The sequence below is a fragment of the Neobacillus dielmonensis genome, from assembly GCF_000612665.1.
In the GTDB taxonomy this organism is placed as follows: Bacteria; Bacillota; Bacilli; order Bacillales; family Cytobacillaceae; genus Neobacillus; species Neobacillus dielmonensis.
In genome coordinates this window covers 1-16,523 of sequence record NZ_HG942079.1, presented here as the reverse complement: position 1 = coordinate 16,523, position 16,523 = coordinate 1, and the positions used below count along the sequence as shown (strand labels likewise).

General features: G+C 43.4%; 12 protein-coding genes. 8 read left to right on the top strand and 4 right to left on the bottom strand.

What is annotated here, in order from left to right; all coding sequences use genetic code 11:
- The first annotated feature begins 22 nt into the window (after nt 1–22).
- The 3 genes from BN2425_RS18785 (at nt 23) to BN2425_RS18775 (ending at nt 2,925) form a co-directional block, all read left to right on the top strand.
- The gene (locus BN2425_RS18785; protein WP_042462696.1) at nt 23–913 is read left to right on the top strand and encodes a hypothetical protein; all 891 of its coding nucleotides are present in this window, start codon (nt 23–25) and stop codon (nt 911–913) included.
- A 36-nt stretch (nt 914–949) separates the two neighbouring features.
- Nucleotides 950–2,563, top strand: coding sequence for a hypothetical protein (locus tag BN2425_RS18780; protein WP_042462693.1), 1,614 nt, complete (start codon nt 950–952; stop codon nt 2,561–2,563).
- A gap of 152 nt (nt 2,564–2,715) precedes the next feature.
- Nucleotides 2,716–2,925: a hypothetical protein gene (locus BN2425_RS18775; RefSeq protein WP_042462692.1), complete on the top strand. Its 210-nt coding sequence runs from the start codon at nt 2,716–2,718 to the stop codon at nt 2,923–2,925.
- A 73-nt stretch (nt 2,926–2,998) separates the two neighbouring features.
- Here BN2425_RS18775 and BN2425_RS18770 read toward each other — a convergent pair whose 3' ends face one another.
- Nucleotides 2,999–4,180 (bottom strand): aminotransferase, encoded by a 1,182-nt coding sequence (locus BN2425_RS18770; RefSeq protein ID WP_042462689.1) that lies wholly within the window; start codon nt 4,178–4,180, stop codon nt 2,999–3,001.
- A complete protein-coding gene (locus BN2425_RS18765) occupies nt 4,177–4,680 on the bottom strand; it encodes an Lrp/AsnC family transcriptional regulator (protein ID WP_042462686.1) in 504 nt (167 codons plus the stop codon). Before BN2425_RS18765 ends, BN2425_RS18770 begins: the two co-directional genes overlap by 4 nt.
- 394 nt (nt 4,681–5,074) lie before the next feature.
- On the opposite strand from BN2425_RS18765, the gene BN2425_RS18760 reads away from it, so the two are divergent.
- Nucleotides 5,075–5,233 (top strand): anti-repressor SinI family protein, encoded by a 159-nt coding sequence (locus BN2425_RS18760; protein WP_319922089.1) that lies wholly within the window; start codon nt 5,075–5,077, stop codon nt 5,231–5,233.
- A gap of 561 nt (nt 5,234–5,794) precedes the next feature.
- On the opposite strand, the gene BN2425_RS23475 is transcribed toward BN2425_RS18760, so the two are convergent.
- The gene (locus BN2425_RS23475; protein WP_042462683.1) at nt 5,795–7,375 is read right to left on the bottom strand and encodes an N-acetylmuramoyl-L-alanine amidase; all 1,581 of its coding nucleotides are present in this window, start codon (nt 7,373–7,375) and stop codon (nt 5,795–5,797) included.
- A gap of 259 nt (nt 7,376–7,634) precedes the next feature.
- Here BN2425_RS23475 and galE point away from each other — a divergent pair, with 259 nt between their 5' ends.
- Both galE and BN2425_RS18745 read left to right on the top strand, forming a co-directional pair.
- Nucleotides 7,635–8,606 (top strand): UDP-glucose 4-epimerase GalE, encoded by a 972-nt coding sequence (gene galE / locus BN2425_RS18750; protein ID WP_042462681.1) that lies wholly within the window; start codon nt 7,635–7,637, stop codon nt 8,604–8,606.
- Between the two features lie 124 nt (nt 8,607–8,730).
- Nucleotides 8,731–9,192, top strand: a complete 462-nt coding sequence (locus tag BN2425_RS18745) for a hypothetical protein (RefSeq protein WP_042462678.1) — start codon at nt 8,731–8,733, stop codon at nt 9,190–9,192.
- A 32-nt stretch (nt 9,193–9,224) separates the two neighbouring features.
- Here BN2425_RS18745 and BN2425_RS18740 read toward each other — a convergent pair whose 3' ends face one another.
- The gene (locus BN2425_RS18740) at nt 9,225–10,526 is read right to left on the bottom strand and encodes an NCS2 family permease (RefSeq protein ID WP_042462675.1); all 1,302 of its coding nucleotides are present in this window, start codon (nt 10,524–10,526) and stop codon (nt 9,225–9,227) included.
- Nucleotides 10,527–11,098: 572 nt separating this feature from the next.
- On the opposite strand from BN2425_RS18740, the gene BN2425_RS18735 reads away from it, so the two are divergent.
- Both BN2425_RS18735 and BN2425_RS18730 read left to right on the top strand, forming a co-directional pair.
- Nucleotides 11,099–14,143, top strand: a complete 3,045-nt coding sequence (locus BN2425_RS18735) for an efflux RND transporter permease subunit (RefSeq protein WP_042462672.1) — start codon at nt 11,099–11,101, stop codon at nt 14,141–14,143.
- A 370-nt stretch (nt 14,144–14,513) separates the two neighbouring features.
- Nucleotides 14,514–16,475, top strand: coding sequence for a bifunctional 2',3'-cyclic-nucleotide 2'-phosphodiesterase/3'-nucleotidase (locus tag BN2425_RS18730; RefSeq protein WP_052352963.1), 1,962 nt, complete (start codon nt 14,514–14,516; stop codon nt 16,473–16,475).
- Nucleotides 16,476–16,523: the final 48 nt, after the last annotated feature.

The following is a 16,523-nucleotide window of genomic DNA, read 5'->3' as shown; positions in this document are numbered from 1 at the left end:
CAACATGAGGGGAGGTGAAAAGATGAAGTACCGCCAGTTCCTTATATTAGGTTTAATGGCTGGGGCAGCTTTGTTTTTACCTGACAATGCCTTCGCTGAAAAAAACGAGGTTCATAAACCTCAGGCAGCTTCTCAAGTAATGAAGCAGCCTAGTAATTCAAGTAATATCTCAAATGCTGTATCTCCAGCTGGTCATTCGCCAAAATCGGAAAGTGCACAAGCCGCACCAAAAACAATCCCTGCCGCAAACAAGGTCAATTCAAGTAATCAAGGGGAGAAACAGCCATATGCCAATGCGGCTAAGCCTAGTGTTACGCCCGACAAAGCAGCGACAAATGAGCATCAGCTGCCACCACAGGCGAACGAACATGCACAGGCTGCGGTAAGAAGGGCTGACATGAAGACTTCCAATACAGACGTGGTAAAGGATGAAGGTACGGAAGTAGAAGAGCAAATGCACTTTAAAAAACAAGATGCAGAAACTTACGATGACCTATCTTTACGTCAAGCAGAGGACGTGACTGAAATCGCTAAGGAAGTAAAATCGGAGGAGAAAGGCCCAATCCGATTGGAAACTAAAGTGGATAAACCAGCCAATACACTGTCTCAACAACCGCAGAACGATAACAAATATCCTGAGGAGTCCAGCAAGCTTCCAAAGGATGACCAGGCAACGAATTCTAGCCAGCGGGCGAACTCCTCCGGCGGCGGTTCACCCAATGAACGCTTCAGTGGTAGTTCAAGTGTGAGCAGTGTGACCGATAAATGGTTTGTATCGGACCAGTATTTTGGCAGCCAACTTGAGCATTTTTACTATTCTCGGCAGGCATGGTTAACGAACCAGTGGGTAAATGCACCGCCATTGCCACCGCCACAAAAAAGCTCCTATTTAAATAGCGTATCCCGCAGGTAAGTCACGGAACACATTTAAAAAGGAGCGAATTAAAAAATGAAACACTATCTGAATCCAAATGTTGTTGTAAAATCTTTTGCATTAGCTGGAGCATTAACTGTAGGAATTCTTGCCGGTGGGCAGCTTACGGAAGCAGCAGGTCCGGGTCAAGCAAAAGCAGTTCATGCGGTACAAGCTGAAAAAGCGGTAAAGGCCCATACGCCTGCGTCAGTTCAACCAGCGGGGAAAGCCCAACCGCAATCACACGTGAACACAAATGGTCAGGCTAATAATGGGCAAGCCAGCAAATCGCAGGCGAGTGTGCATGCCAGCGAGACAGCCAAGCTTCATGCTGCACCAAACTCTGCTGTGCTGGGCAAGGGCGAAAAGACAGAGAAAACGCCAGTTCCTCAGCCTGCAGTGGAAGAGCCTGTTACCCCTGAAGCAAATGTGGCAACTGAACCACAAGAGCCTGAAGTGGTTACTGAAGCACCAGAAGCACCAGAAGTAACAGAGCCAGCAGTCGAACCTCAAGAACCAGCTGTGACAGAGGATGATGCTCAAGCGGAAGAAACGGTTGCTGAAGATCAACCCGCTGTAGAAGTAGCAGCCAAAGAGCCGGTTAAGCAAGAAGATGAGGATGCTGACAAAGACGATGATTCTTCTAAAAATTACGACACTCCTGCCGTTGTCAAAACAAATGAAGACGACGAGCCAGAGGCCGTGGTAGAGGATTCAGACGATGAGGATGAAAATGTAAAACCATCTGCAGAAAACAAAGCAAATTCCCAAGCCAGTGTTCATGCAAGTGAAACAGCAAAGGAACATGCCAATAAAAAATCTGCCATCTTTTATGGCACTGAGTCTGCTGAAGAAGCAGTAACTGAGCCTGAAGAGGATGCCATAGTGGCCAATGAAGAAACTATGGAAGAAACAACTGAAGCGGTCACTGTTGAAGCTTCAGATGAGGAAACAGCAGCTGTAGACGAAGATGCAGACCAGGCTGCTACTGAAGAAGATTCAGATGAAAATGAAGTAAAAGTAAATCCATCTGCAGAAAACAAAGCAAATTCCCAAGCCAGTGCTTATGCAAGTGAAACGGCAAAAGCACATGCCAATAAAAACTCTGCTATCTTTTTTGGCACTGATTCTGCCGAAGAAGCAGTAATTGAGCCAGTGGAAGAAGGTACTGCAACAGTTGCTGATGAAACTCCAATAGAAGAACCAGTAGCTGTGGAAGACGAAGTTGAAAGCACTGAGTCAGCTGAAGAAGCAGTAAATGAGCCAGTGAACGAGGAAGCTACTGAAGAAAAGACACAGGCTGTCACTAGTAAAACTCCAGCAGAAGGGACAACAACTGTAGAAGAGGATGCAAACCAAGCTGTTGCGGAAGAAGCCACGGCCGAAGAAGAATCCGAACCAACAGTGAGTCTAGACGCTGCGCTAGGGACAACTGATGTAGTAGTAGAGGAAGAAACAGCAGAAGAGTCCGCTGAAGCAACAGAAGCTGTAAGCCCATCTTTTGAAAATAAAGTAGCGGCTCAAGCAAGCTTAAAAGCTAGCACCGCAGCAAAAGCACATGCTGCAGACCAATCAGCTGTTCTCGCTGGTTTAGCTGTATCAGAAGATGAAGCTGCACTAGAAACAACCATTCCAACTTCAATTCAATAATGGCTTCATATGAAAAAGCCGAAGGATTCCAATCCTTCGGTTTTTTGTATATACATGAGGCGAAACGTTGTTTCCGTTAGCCCAATTTTTAATGGAATAGCTCCTTTATTCTATCCTTTACATATGTCTAGAGTGTAAGGAATTAAAAGAAAGTGGGTGCAAGTATGTTTCCGTTTCTCGGTGGATACGGCGGCTATCCTGGTGGATATAGCTACCTAGGTGGCGGGTTTGGTTACCCTGGTGGTTATGGCTATGGCTCTCCATATGGTTATGGCGGTTTTGGTGGATACGGAGGTTATGGTTTCCCCTATCATCACCATCACCATTTTCCCTATCATCACCACTATGGGCACCATTGGTAAAAGAAAAAAGAACAGAAGGCTGAGGAGGAAAAGGTGCCAACCTTTCCTCTCTTACATACATAAATGCTTTTATTTAAACAAGACTCTTTGCTTTAATAAACTTTTGCATCCGTTTCAGTGCTTCCTGCAGTTGGGGCATTGACGTTGCGTAGGAGCAGCGTATATAGCCCTCTCCACTTTCCCCGAAAACATGACCAGGGACCACCGCTACCTTTTCTTCGCGAAGAAGCTCTTCAGCAAATTGCTCCGATGTAAGGCCGGTCGACCGAATGGATGGGAACACATAGAAAGCCCCGCCGGGATTATGACACGACAGACCGATTTGATTCAACATCTGCACCATATAATTCCTCCTGCGCCGATAACTCGCCCGCATGGCTTCCACTTCATGATAGCCATTGCGAAGCGCCTCAATGGCACCGTGCTGCAGCATATGAGGGGCACACATCGTCGTGTACTGATAAATTTTTAACATGACCTCCACCAATTCTTTGGGCGCTGCTAGAATCCCTAATCTCCAGCCGGTCATGGCAAAACCTTTGGAAAACCCGTTAAGTAGAATCGTCCGTTCGTACATTCCATCAATAGCAGCAAAACTTGTATAGGGTTCATCCTCATATACCAATTCGGCATAAATTTCATCTGAAACGACTAGCAAATCGTACCTTTCAACAATCTCAGCAATTTTCTCCAATTCCTGTTTGTTTAATGTGCTGCCTGTGGGATTGTTGGGAGAACTAAGTAGTATCGCTTTGGTTCTGCCAGTAATCTTTTCTTCAATTTGTTCAGGTGTGACTTTAAATCCGTTTTCCGGAGAAGTGGAAATCGCCACGGGCTTCCCGCCGGCAACGCTAACCAAAGGGGCATAGGCAACAAAAGCAGGTTCCACAATCAACACCTCATCGTCTTGGTTCAAAATCGTCCGGAATGCCAAATCCAAACCTTGGCTGGCTCCAATGGTGACGATAATTTGATCGGCTGGATGATAATCGACCGAAAATCGGGTGTTCAAGTATTTCGAGATTTCCTCCCGCAGTTCCAAAAGTCCAGGGTTCGCTGTATAGGAGGTAAACCCTTGTTCTAAGGATAAAATGGCTGCTTCCCGGACATTCCACGGAGTCACGAAATCCGGCTCACCGACCCCCAATGAGATGACGCCTTCCATGCTGGAAGCCAAGTCAAAAAACTTGCGTATCCCCGATGGCTGGAGATCCTTCACAGTGTCTGACAAATAATGGACATACTCTTGTTTCATGGTGTAACCACCATTCTTCGGTCTTTATCGCCGCCATCTTCAAATAACACGCCATCGTGTTTGTATTTTTTTAGCATGAAATGAGTGGTGGTAGAAACCACATTTTCAATCGGTGATAACTTTTCGGAAACAAAAGCAGCAATTTCCTGCATCGTTTTTCCTTCTATCGTAATCGATAAGTCATAGGCACCGGACATTAAATACAAGGACGATACCTCCGGAAAACGGGCAATTCGTTCTGCGACCTCGTCGAATCCAACCCCCCGTTTTGGAGTCACTTTCACATCAATCATTGCCACAATTGTCTCCTGGCCCTCTACCTTACTCCAATCAATTAACGTAGGATAACTGATAATGATTTTCCTGTCTTCCAGTTTCTTGAGTGTCTCTTTGACGGTTTCCTCACTGCACACGGCCATTAAGGCAATCGTTTCTACAGAAATTCTATGATTTTCCTCCAATATTTTTAAAATTTCAATTTCCTGTTTGGTTAGTTTCATCCGTTTTTCTCCTTTGATTAAAAATGTTCTATTGTTGATTGTAAATTTATTTTTCAATACTGTCACTAGAAAACATTCCTAAAAATATGAATTTTTAGAGTACTCGTTTACATAATCGAGATGATTCGGGGACTTTTACCTTTATGCGGGTATTATATCAGTCGCCCAAAGAAGGTTAAAAAATTGTTGAAATTTGTATTAAAAAAGTTGGGAAAAATATGGAAGGATGACAAATTACAACACCCTAATGTAAAAGCACTATATATAATAATGACATCATGGTTAATTAAGAAAACAGTCCTAAAAAAATGCGAAAACATAGTAAATTGGTCGTATTTAAACATGAAGATAAAAATGTAAAATCACGGGGGTAAAGGAAAGGAGAATAAGCAAGATGGCTGACCGATTGTATTATAGGGGTGAGATGATGGTTATTTCTAATGTGGAAACTGAGGTTTTAGACGAAGAATGGATCGCACTGATTTTAGAAGCAAAAGAACAGGGACTTTCTATCGAAATGGTCAGACAATTTTTCAATCAGCAAAAGGTTTAAGGTTTTTAAGTTCTTTACATACATAAAGGTGGCTGACGTTAAGAAATGATCTGCTCCCATTGATTTCGATGGTGACGGATGAATTTCTTTAGTCAGCCTTCTTTTTTAATAAGGCTCTGTTAAACGATAATGTTGATTTTTTAACTCTGTTAATTGGAGCGGAAGGCGCTCGACTCCTGCGGGAGTACGGGGCTGGGGAAATACGTCTTAACTTTGCTTGAAGTTTCCCAATATCTTTATTGAAGGCTATGTTAAATTTGGCTGTTGATTTCCGCTCCAGTCGCTCAGCGAACCCGCGGGCGTGCCGGGGAGCAGCCTCCTCGGCGCAGAAGCTTATAAAAATTCAATAATCAGTAAAGCATCCAGATACCAAGTTTACCGATTGGGTTCAACGTATCTTGGGCTTTTTCCCGTATCCCCTTATATATTATTATTAGTCTATGGAGATAATTAAATATTTTGGTACGGGCTTGTCTATGGCTCCGATTTCTATTGTGATGCCAAGAATTATAGACAGGCAGATTGTAAAAAATCAAGGGGATGAATTAAATCAATACATTATTAACTTGTGATACTATTTCGTACCGATTGCATATTCCCAATCGCTGAGTCCAGCATTCTTCTATATAGATTTAAAATAGATTGACCATAGGTGGTACCGGGGACAGCCCATTTTCCATTTAAGTCAGTCCAAGTTGGTGCAGAACCCCGGGCTACTAAATGAAAACGCGGGTCCACAAGCGGATACCGGTTAGGCATTGGATCTGTAGTGGCATAAGCATACAAATGTTGCAAATGGGCAATGACTCCCTCTTCCGGTGTAGCAAAAATAGCTCCCGTACTATTGCTGTTAGTTGCCCCTATTCCGGCAAAGTTGTTCTGTCCTGGCTGGACCACTGCCGTAAATCGGAAAAAGTTCGTCTCGTGCAGGGCCTGGGCATAGGCCACGTCCCCTCGAATCCCATAATATTCACCGATTGTTAAATAAAAGTTAGCTAAGGCAGGCGCATTCGGGTTAACCTGTCTGGCAAATTGGTCCATCTGCATCGGGGACAGCAGTGTTGGACCTAGAATAGTACTAACTGGCAGCTCATTATTAGCGGTACTGCCGCCATTATCGGGAGATGGGGTGACCGGTGTCATGGGCTCATCCGCACTAGGGGCTGCGGTGGTTGGTGTTTCAGGGACAGTAGTACTTGGTTCAGTGGGTTCAGGGGTTACTGGAGTTGCTGGTTCTGGAGTTGGCGCTGCCGGTTCAGTACTGCTGGCTGGTGCACTCGTGTTCCCTTTTTCGGCAACGATAAAGGCATCTTGAAAGCCTGCATTCCTAAGTTCGGTCAATTTAGATTCTGCATTGGCACGATTAGCATAAGCTCCTGTCTGAACCCGGTACCAAGTGGCACCATTGATGACAGTCGTGTCCACAAATGAGTTAATGCCCCTTGAATGAAGTTCTGAAACGCGCTCGTCAGCATGATCCCTTGATTGAAAAGAGCCAGAAATGACTTTAAACAGAGTTCCCGCATTTGAACCTGGGGGCTGCTGTTGACTGCTTTGCGCCGGCGATGTAGTGGGAGCAGGTGCAACATTTGTCTTCAGTTGAAGATTAAAAGCTCTGGCTAACCCGTTGGCATGTCCTTGAGCGACACTTTGGCGCCATTGTGGCTGACTCATAAGGGCAGCATCAGTTGGATTCGTAATGAACCCACTTTCTGTAAGGACTGCATCTGTTTTTGTTTCCCTTAAAACATGAAAATCTGCTTTCTTTCTGCCCCGGTCTGGGAGCTGAATGGTTTTTATGACTTCTTCATGAATTGTTTGTTGAATTCTGGCTGTTCTGGACGAGTCGGATAACCCATTGTAAATATAGTCCTCATACCCTCGGGCGGAACTGCCGGCTGAATTGATGTGAATTGCTAGGAAAAAGTCAGCACCCCATGTATTGGCGTCATTCGTTCGTTGCCCTAAGCTAACAGTTGCATCAGTTGTACGGCTCATTCTAACCTGTACGTTTTCATAGTTGTTGACTAAAATGGCCTGTAAACGCAGCGCAATGTCCAGTGTAATATCTTTTTCATTTAGTCCATTACCTTGGGCACCTGGATCCGCGCCACCATGACCTGGATCTAAATAAATTTTCATTTCATCTCCTCCAATTCCTTATTTACAAGCATCAATTAAAATAATGCGGTATTAGATGGTCCTTGTCATACTATTCATTCGACACCTTAGTAGTTCTAGGTCTATCGATTCCTCTTTTTTTAGTAAAATACCACTAAAAGATTAATTGCCAATTATTTGTAGCACGGGGAATTTTTATTATTGTATCATGTGAGCAGCTTCTTTATGAAAGTGTTATAATACTGTAGGAAAGTGAATCTTAACTAAGGGGAAATGAAGCATGATATTAGTTGTCGGCGGTGCCGGCTACATTGGCAGCCATCTTGTTAAGGAATTAGTCGAAAAAGAAGAAGTAGTCGTTTTAGACAATTTATCTACTGGTCATCGGGAATCTGTTGACAGCCGGGCGATTTTTGTCAAAGGTGATCTTGGTAATGAAGAAGATCTGGATATGATTTTTAAAAGTTATCCGATAAAAGCAGTCATGCACTTTGCCGCCAACAGCCTGGTTGGAGAGTCCGTAGTCGATCCGTTGAAGTATTATCAAAATAACGTAGCGGCCACTTTAACTCTATTAAAGGTTATGACTAAATTTAAGGTGAAGAACTTTATTTTCTCATCTACCGCCGCTACCTATGGGATCCCAAGCGTAGATATCATCGATGAAACAACTCCTACTGCTCCCATTAATCCGTATGGGCATTCTAAGCTCATGGTTGAGCAAATCCTTTCAGACTTTTCAAAAGCCTATGGATTACATTATGTGATTCTCCGGTACTTTAACGCAGCGGGTGCGCATGAGTCTGGAGTGATTGGGGAAAGCCATAATCCAGAAACCCACCTAATCCCAATTATCCTGCAGCAACTGCTGGGACAAAGAGATAAGATTTCGGTGTTTGGTTCAGATTACCCTACTGAAGATGGGACTTGCATCCGCGATTATATCCATGTCACGGATTTAGCATCCGCCCATATTCTCGCCTTAGAAGCACTCCTGTCCGAAAAGAAAACTGCTGAGGTCTACAATCTTGGAAATGGCCTTGGGTACTCGGTGAAAGAGGTTATTGAAACCTGTGAAAAAGTCACCGGTAAACAAGCAAACGTGGAAATGGCCGACCGTCGTGCCGGCGACCCTGCAAGACTTGTTGCTTCATCCGATAAAATTTATTCCGAACTTGGCTGGAAAGCCCAGCGGAATTTAGAAAAAATCATTGCGGATGCTTGGAACTGGCATCAAAACCAACGCTACTAAACGATACTTTTTTAAAAAATAAACATCTTGGCTGTGTTTTGGGCCAAGGTGTTTTTTTGTGGACTACTATTTAAACAGGTCCTTTCATATCCTTATGGTATACATAGAGTTAAAGGGGATGAATATGCGGAAAAAATCAACTCCATTTAAACGGCTGCTAATGGGAGTATTGATCCTTATTGTGATTTTTATAGCTGTGATGTGGATATTTGCCACTTCCGGTAAGGCTGCTGAGGAGGTTGTCGGCCAATTTTATCAATATGAGCAGGAAGGTGATTTTGCAAACTCTTGGGAGCTATTTCACTCCTCCATGAAAAAGAAATTCACAAAAAGTAACTACATTCAAGATCGGGCACACGTGTTTATGAATCATTTTGGCGTAGAAACCTTTTCCTATACGCTCGAAAAGCCGGAAAAAATCAAAACATGGAGAATGGAAAAAACAGCACCTGTTCTGAAAAATGTTTATAAAGTATTGGTCAGACAAACCTATAAAGGTAAATACGGTCACTTTGATTTGGAGCAAGAAATCTATCTTGTCAAAGAAAAAGGGGACTGGAAAATCATGTGGGACTATAATAAATAGAAAAAGCCAGGCCACCCGCCTGGCTTTTTCAATTAACCCTGTAAAAATGCTAATTGAATAAAGAATAGAACCGCAAACACCCAAACAAGCAGGTGGACTTCACGCCATTTTCCTCTGGCTGTCTTCAAAAGCGGATAGCTGATAAAACCGAGTGCAATTCCTGTAGAAATACTGGAAGTAAGCGGCATGCTTAAGATGGTTAAGAAAGCAGGGAAAGCTTCATCCAGCTCATTCCAGCGTATTTTGGCAATGCTGCCCATCATCAGACTGCCGACAATAATCAAAGCAGGTGCCGTGATCGCTGATATTCCTGAAACAGCACTTACAAGCGGCCCAAAGAACGCGGATAGGATAAACAGGGCAGCGACGGTCAGCGATGTGAGGCCAGTTCGTCCGCCTGCCGCTACACCCGATGTTGACTCAATAAAAGCAGTTGTTGGACTTGTCCCAAACATGGCCCCAACCGCTGTTGCAATCGAGTCAGAAAGTAAGGCATGGCGGGCCCGTGGCAACTTATCCCCTTTCATTAACCCAGCTTGATTGGCAACACCGACCATTGTTCCGGTTGTGTCAAAAATGGTAACTAAAATAAAGGAAAATACCACCGCATACAGACTGTAATGCACTACGTCTGTTAAAGCGGTAAATGGATTAGCAATCATAAGCCCCTCAGGTAGAGAGGGCAGGGCGACAAATCCTTCCTTGAAGTGAATTTGCCCTGTGAAAAAGGCGATAATACCAGTAACGATCATGCCAAAAAATAAGGCCCCGTTCACTCGAAACGACATTAGAATGAGAGTGATGGCCAAGCCAACAATGGTTAGTACCACCGATTTCTCATGAAGGTTGCCCAGTTTCACAAGGTTACTTGGGTCAGCGACAATAATTTTCGTTAAGCGTAAGCTAATAAAAGCGATAAATAAACCAATTCCGGCAGTAATCCCATATTTTAAATTTTCCGGAATTGCTTCGATTAATTTTTCTCTAAGGGGAGTTAATGACAAAATGACAAAAATAAGGCCAGCCACAAATACAGCAGCAAATGCAGTTTGATAACTAATTCCCTGATGAGCCCCAACAACAGAGTAGGTAAAATAGGCATTGAGCCCCATACCTGGTGCAATGGCGATCGGATAATTAGCAAATAAAGCCATCCACAGTGTTCCTACTACAGAGGCGATAATTGTAGCGGTAAACACCTGGTTAAACGGTACACCTGCATCGGATAGGATCACAGGATTGACGACAACAATATAAACCATCGTAAAAAAGGTGGTAATTCCAGCAAGGACTTCGGTTTTTATGCTAGTTTGATTTTCTTGCAGCCTAAACATAACAGTTCCTCCAAAACACGAACATTATTAATTCAACTTTATAATAATATTCGCTAATGATTAAAATTTCAATAGGTAATTATAGCTTATCCATTTTCTATGCTAGTCATGAGCAGTTAGGGAGGCCATAATAGAAATAAAAAAGGTGGATTTAGGATGAGGAACAAAATAAAAGGGGCCTTGTTTGGATTGGCATTTGCGACGCACTAGTAATATAAACATACTTTAGATTAATAACTTATCTTTAAACCAGCTGATCCAATAATATATTTGAAAAAAACTCCGTCCATATTCGGAGTTTTTTTGTTTTAAAAGACAAGATTCGCGATGAAAGAATTTGCCGCTATCAAGACAAAGTAAGCTGGATTTTAGAGGTTTTTGTCCTCATGAAGCCGCCATGAAATCAAAGTGAACCAGAGATTAAAGAATTTTGTCCTTATGAATCTAAAAGACCTTCATCTGAATAGCTTTCAATCCCATGCGTTAACTTGTTTCTGCTCCACAGGTTTTATATAGTAATATGTAAGATTTTTACAAGAAACGATTTTATTTGCCCATGAGGGGGGATTCCCATAAACATCAGTCATTTTTCAATTAAACGGCCTGTTTTTACTTTGGTTACCATGTTACTCGCGGTCATTTTGGGAGCAGTTTCCCTAATAAACATACCGATGAAGCTGATCCCTGAAATCAGCCCACCTGTCGGAGTGGTCGTCACCACCTATCCTGGTGGCAGCCCCAAAGAGATAGTGGAGAAAGTAACCAAACCGTTAGAGAGAAGTTTGGCCACCCTCCCTGGAATTAAAACGATGACATCGACATCACAGGAAGGCGCCAATTTGATTATTTTACAGTTTTCCTGGTCCACAGATATTGAGGAAGTGCAGGATGAAGTTTTGCAAAGGCTTGACATGACCATACTGCCTGAGGATGTGGGCAAGCCGCGGTTTCTAAAATTTGACCCATCCCAATTCCCGATTATTCAACTGTCGCTTCAATCTCAGCAGGATGAGCAAGCTTTAAGAGAGTTGGCGGAACAACTCAAGCTCGAACTGAACAAGGTGAGAGGAGTCGCAAGCGTTAATCTTTCCGGGACCACCGTTCAAAAGGTCCGGGTCGCATTAGACCAAGAGAAGCTGCGCAGTTACCAACTCAGTCAAGCTGATGTTGTGAAAAGAATTCAGGCCAATAACATTTCACTACCGGGCGATACCATTTTAACAGAAGGAAAAGAACTGACAACTCGCATTGTCTCAACCATTGATTCCCTTGCCAATTTAAAGGAGTTGACAGTCGGTTACAACCCCATGACGGGCCTGCCTTTTGAATTGGCAGACGTCAGCCAGATTGAAATAACAAAGGCTGACGACCGGACAATCACCCGAACCAATCAGATGCCTTCTGTGCTGCTGAGTGTTCTCCAGCAGTCAGAGGCCAATACGGCAGCCGTGTCCAAGGAATTCAGCCGACGTTTACATGAACTTTTAGAAAAAGATAAATATAAGACGATTCAGTCGGAAATATTGTTTGAGCAAGGTGATTATATTCGCATGGCAATCGGCAACATCTCTGATTCGTTAATTGTGGGCGGAATTTTGGCGATGGTGATCCTGTTCCTTTTTTTGAAAAATATCACCAGCCCCCTGATAATTGGTATTGCAATCCCTTATTCGGTCATTGTTACGTTTGTGCTGATGTATTTTGCCAAATTCACTTTGAATATTATGACGCTTGGCGGATTGGCCCTTGGGATTGGAATGCTGGTTGATAATTCAATTGTCGTGATTGAGAACATTTACCGGCATCTTTCCATGGGGAAATCCCCGCAGGAGGCAGCAAAGAGCGGCACAAAGGAAGTAGGGGCTGCCATTACAGCTTCCACGTTAACAACAGTGGTGGTATTTTTACCTGTTGTCTTTATCACCGGGATTATTGGTGAGTTATTTACCGAGTTTGCCATGACCATCTCGTTTAGCTTATTGGCCTCGTTATTCGTCGCATTAACAGTGGTGCCTATGCTTGCCAGCCGTTTGTTAAAAAAACCAATCTTAATCCGTGAAAATAGACGGCAAAAGAACAGTTGGCAAAAGCGGCTGGAAAAATCAGTCCGTTGGGCCCTAAAATCCCGAACTCCAGTATTAGTTGTTACCGTTATATTGTTAGCTGTTAGCTGCTATGGGTTAACAACAGTAGGGAGGCAGTTCTTGCCGAACATGGATGAAGGATTCTTTAGTGTCAGAGTGAAGCTAGAAAACGGGGCTGCCCTTTCAGAAACAGACAAAGTTATAGCAGCTCTTGAAAAAGTGTTAAAGAATGAGCCAGAGGTAGACACCTATGTCAGTCTGATTGGAACCACTCAGGAAGCAAGCTTCAGGGGGACCACCAAGACAAATGTTGCTGAGCTTTATGTGAAAATGAAAGACTTGGACAACCGGAGGAGATCGACCTTCGCCTTTGTTGACGAGGTGAAAAACGAATTAACAACCGTTGCTAGTCAAGCTAATAAAACGTCGAAGCTATCTTTCAACCTGCAATCGACAACGGGCGCACATCCTAATACCCTTAGCTTTAGTGTCCGTGACACAAACGAACAGCGATTAAAACAATCGGTGAATAAAATTTATCAAGCATTAAAGGATCTCGGTGAAGTCAATGAATTATCGACTGATTTAATGGAAAAAGTGGACGAGGTCCAAGTGACGGTTGACCGGGAAAAAGCGTTGGTTAATGGGTTGTTCCCGGCCCAAATTGCCATGATGGTAAATGACGCTACCCGCGGGGCTAGGGCCACCCAGATGGTAACAAAGGAAGGAGAAATATTTAGTGTCTTTGTCGAGTATGACCGGAATATCACCAGCAATTTAGAACAGCTAAAGGGACTGCTGATTCAAAGGCCAGACGGAAGCTTTATTCGTTTAGCGGAAGTGGCTGATATTAAGCAGAAAAGCGGCCCTGTTGATATCCAGAGAATTAATCAGCAACCGGCAGTACAGTTCACATTAAAATACAAAGCTACTACCAACTTGGGGGATATGGCAAAGCAAGTAGACAAAGAAATTGCCAAGCTGAGTCTTCCAGAAGGGTCTGATGTGATATTTAGCGGGGAACGGGAGCTGCTCGATTCATCCATAGACGATTTAATTTTAGCGTTCATTTTAGCCATCGTCTTCGTTTATCTTGTTATGGCAGCGCAGTTTGAATCGTTAAAATATCCATTTGTCATCATGTTTACTGTTCCTTTAATGATAATAGGAGTGGCGGCTGCTCTGACCATCACTCAAAGTCCCATCAGTCTTACGGTCATAATTGGTGCAATCGTCCTGGCTGGCATTGTGGTAAATAATGCGATTGTGATTGTTGATTATATCAATCAGAGGAGAGCGGGTGGGATGGACAAGATAGAGGCAATCGTCGTTTCCGTAAAGGACCGGGCTAGACCAATTTTGATGACGGCGTTAACCACCATCCTAGGTTTAATCCCGCTTGCACTTGGAATCGGAGAAGGCACCGAAATAAACCAGCCAATGGCATTGACCGTGATAGGCGGCTTAATCAGCAGTACCTTTCTTACTCTGTTTATTATCCCCATTATCTATAGCCTGTTTGATAGGAAGTAGTTCGCGCTCTAGAGGAGAGACACGAAGACTTCCCGCGAGATGGCATGAAGGACAGTTTGAGGTGAAATTTGAATCAAACTGTCTTTCATAGGGGGATGAAGGACAAAAAGAGTGGAATTCATAATGAAAATGTCTTTCATAAGGTGTCTTAAAAACAAAAAGAAGAGAAATTAGATGGAACAGTCCTTGATAAGGGCGGTTTAAAAGACAATACAATTATGTCCTTGAGGTTCGCGTGACTAAAACCTGCTTTATTCCAAGGCCACTTCTCAATAGTAAGCTTGTATTTTTCCCTAATCGAACTCATATTATCAGTTTTTCTGCAGATAATATATTCATTTAATGGTCACGGATAAGGGAGGCTACAGGTTTGCTGAGAAAAATAATTACTCTATTCGTATCATTGATGCTGGCCGGCATCATATTGGAAGTCCAAATGCCTCGATTGCGGACTGCAGCGGAAGAGGGGGAACCTGTGATACAGTTACGTTTACTAGAAACCACCGATATTCATGGTCATTTGGCCAATTACGATTATTATCAAACAAAAGAGGCGCAAAATTTGGGACTGGCAAAGACAGCCTCACTCATTAAGCATGCCCGGGAAGAGGTACTCAATTCCCTATTATTTGATAATGGAGACAATATACAGGGCAACCCTTTAGGCGACTATATGGTCAAAGTAAAAGGATTGAAAAAGGGTGAGACACATCCCGTTTTTCGGGCTTTGGACCGCTTGGGGTACGATGCCGTAACGGTCGGTAATCACGAATTTAATTACGGCCTCGATTTTTTAAATCGGGTAATTGAAGGGGCAAAAATGCCGGTGGTTAATGCGAATGTTTACCAGGTCACGCAGGACGAACCATATTTTGTCCCCTATGTCATTTTAAATAAAACTGTGGTTGACAATCGAGGCCGAGAACACACAATCAAAGTTGGCATCATTGGTTTTGTCCCTCCGCAAATCATGGAGTGGGATAAATCCAACCTAGAGGGGAACATCACGGTCAAACCGATTGTAGAGACTGCGAAAAAGTATATTCCTATGATGAAAAAGGAAGGCGCAGACGTAATTGTGGCTCTGGCCCACACCGGAATCAGCAGCGAGCCCTATGAGCCTGATATGGAAAACGCCGCCTACTATTTGGCACAGCTTGACGGAATCGATGCTATTCTATCCGGCCACTCTCACAATCTGTTTCCTGGACCGTTATATAAAGATTTGCCTCATACCAATCTTGAAAAAGGAACAATCCAAGGAAAGCCCGTTGTCATGGCGGGGACCTTTGGCAGCCATTTGGGAATCATTGATTTAAATCTCCAAAAGAAACAGGGCAAATGGTCCGTTGTGGATGGGAAAAGTATGGTTTGGCCGATTGCTGAAGAAAAGGGGAAATCACATGTTCCGGCCGATAAGGATATTCTGAAGGAAATTTTCCCTGAGCATCAGGCGACGATTGACTATGTGAATCAGCCAGTTGGCGAAACAACAACTCCGATTTTCAGCTATTTTGCCCTTGTTCAAGATGATCCGGCCGTACAAATTATTAATAATGCTCAAATGAATTACTTAACGGAAAAACTAAAAGATCCCGCTTACAGTAAATTTGCCGGGATACCGATTCTTTCGGCAGCCTCTCCCTTTAAAGCAGGCGGACGCGGCGGTCCCAGTTATTATACGGATATCCCTGCTGGCACATTAGCGATTAAAAATATCGCAGATTTATATGTATACCCAAATATGCTTCAGGCGGTGCTAATCAATGGGGAACAGCTAAAAGAATGGCTCGAAATGAGTGCTGGATTGTTCAATGAGATTAACCCTGCACAACCTGGGGAGCAGCAGCTAATCAATCCCCATTTCCGTTCCTATAATTTTGATGTGATGGATGGAGTGAAGTACCAAATAGATGTGACCAAGCCTGCTAAATATGATTACAATAATAAATTAATTCACCCGAATTCCAGCCGGATTGTTAATCTCACTTATCAAGGTAAACCGGTCACGCCGGACCAGAAGTTCATTGTTGCTACGAATAATTACCGGGCTGGAAGCAAAACATTTCCGGGAGTAAGCAAAGGGAAAGTTATATTTAATGGTCCAGATGAAACTCGTGAAATTCTAAAGGATTATATTCAAGAAAACGAAACGGTTAGTCCATCTGCTGACAGCAATTGGTCGATTGCAAAATTCAACGGGACTGCGACGGCTGTTTTTGACTCATCACCCACTGCTCAAAAATTTGCTAAGCAGTTCGCAGACATCAAGTATCTTGGGCCTTCAAATGGGGGATTTGCCAAGTACCTATTGGATTTAACTGTACAATAAAAGGACAGTGCACATCAGCCGCACTGCCCTTTTTACGTGCGCCCAGCA

Bases quoted from the DNA above. Each gene is read 5' to 3' on its own strand.
- BN2425_RS23475 (WP_042462683.1), bottom strand. From the start codon at position 7,375: ATGAAAATTTATTTAGATCCAGGTCATGGTGGCGCGGATCCAGGTGCC.
- BN2425_RS18770 (WP_042462689.1), bottom strand. From the start codon at position 4,180: ATGAAACAAGAGTATGTCCATTATTTGTCAGACACTGTGAAGGATCTC.
- BN2425_RS18760 (WP_319922089.1), top strand. From the start codon at position 5,075: ATGGCTGACCGATTGTATTATAGGGGTGAGATGATGGTTATTTCTAAT.
- galE (WP_042462681.1), top strand. From the start codon at position 7,635: ATGATATTAGTTGTCGGCGGTGCCGGCTACATTGGCAGCCATCTTGTT.
- BN2425_RS18740 (WP_042462675.1), bottom strand. From the start codon at position 10,526: ATGTTTAGGCTGCAAGAAAATCAAACTAGCATAAAAACCGAAGTCCTT.
- BN2425_RS18780 (WP_042462693.1), top strand. From the start codon at position 950: ATGAAACACTATCTGAATCCAAATGTTGTTGTAAAATCTTTTGCATTA.
- BN2425_RS18745 (WP_042462678.1), top strand. From the start codon at position 8,731: ATGCGGAAAAAATCAACTCCATTTAAACGGCTGCTAATGGGAGTATTG.
- BN2425_RS18765 (WP_042462686.1), bottom strand. From the start codon at position 4,680: ATGAAACTAACCAAACAGGAAATTGAAATTTTAAAAATATTGGAGGAA.
- BN2425_RS18785 (WP_042462696.1), top strand. From the start codon at position 23: ATGAAGTACCGCCAGTTCCTTATATTAGGTTTAATGGCTGGGGCAGCT.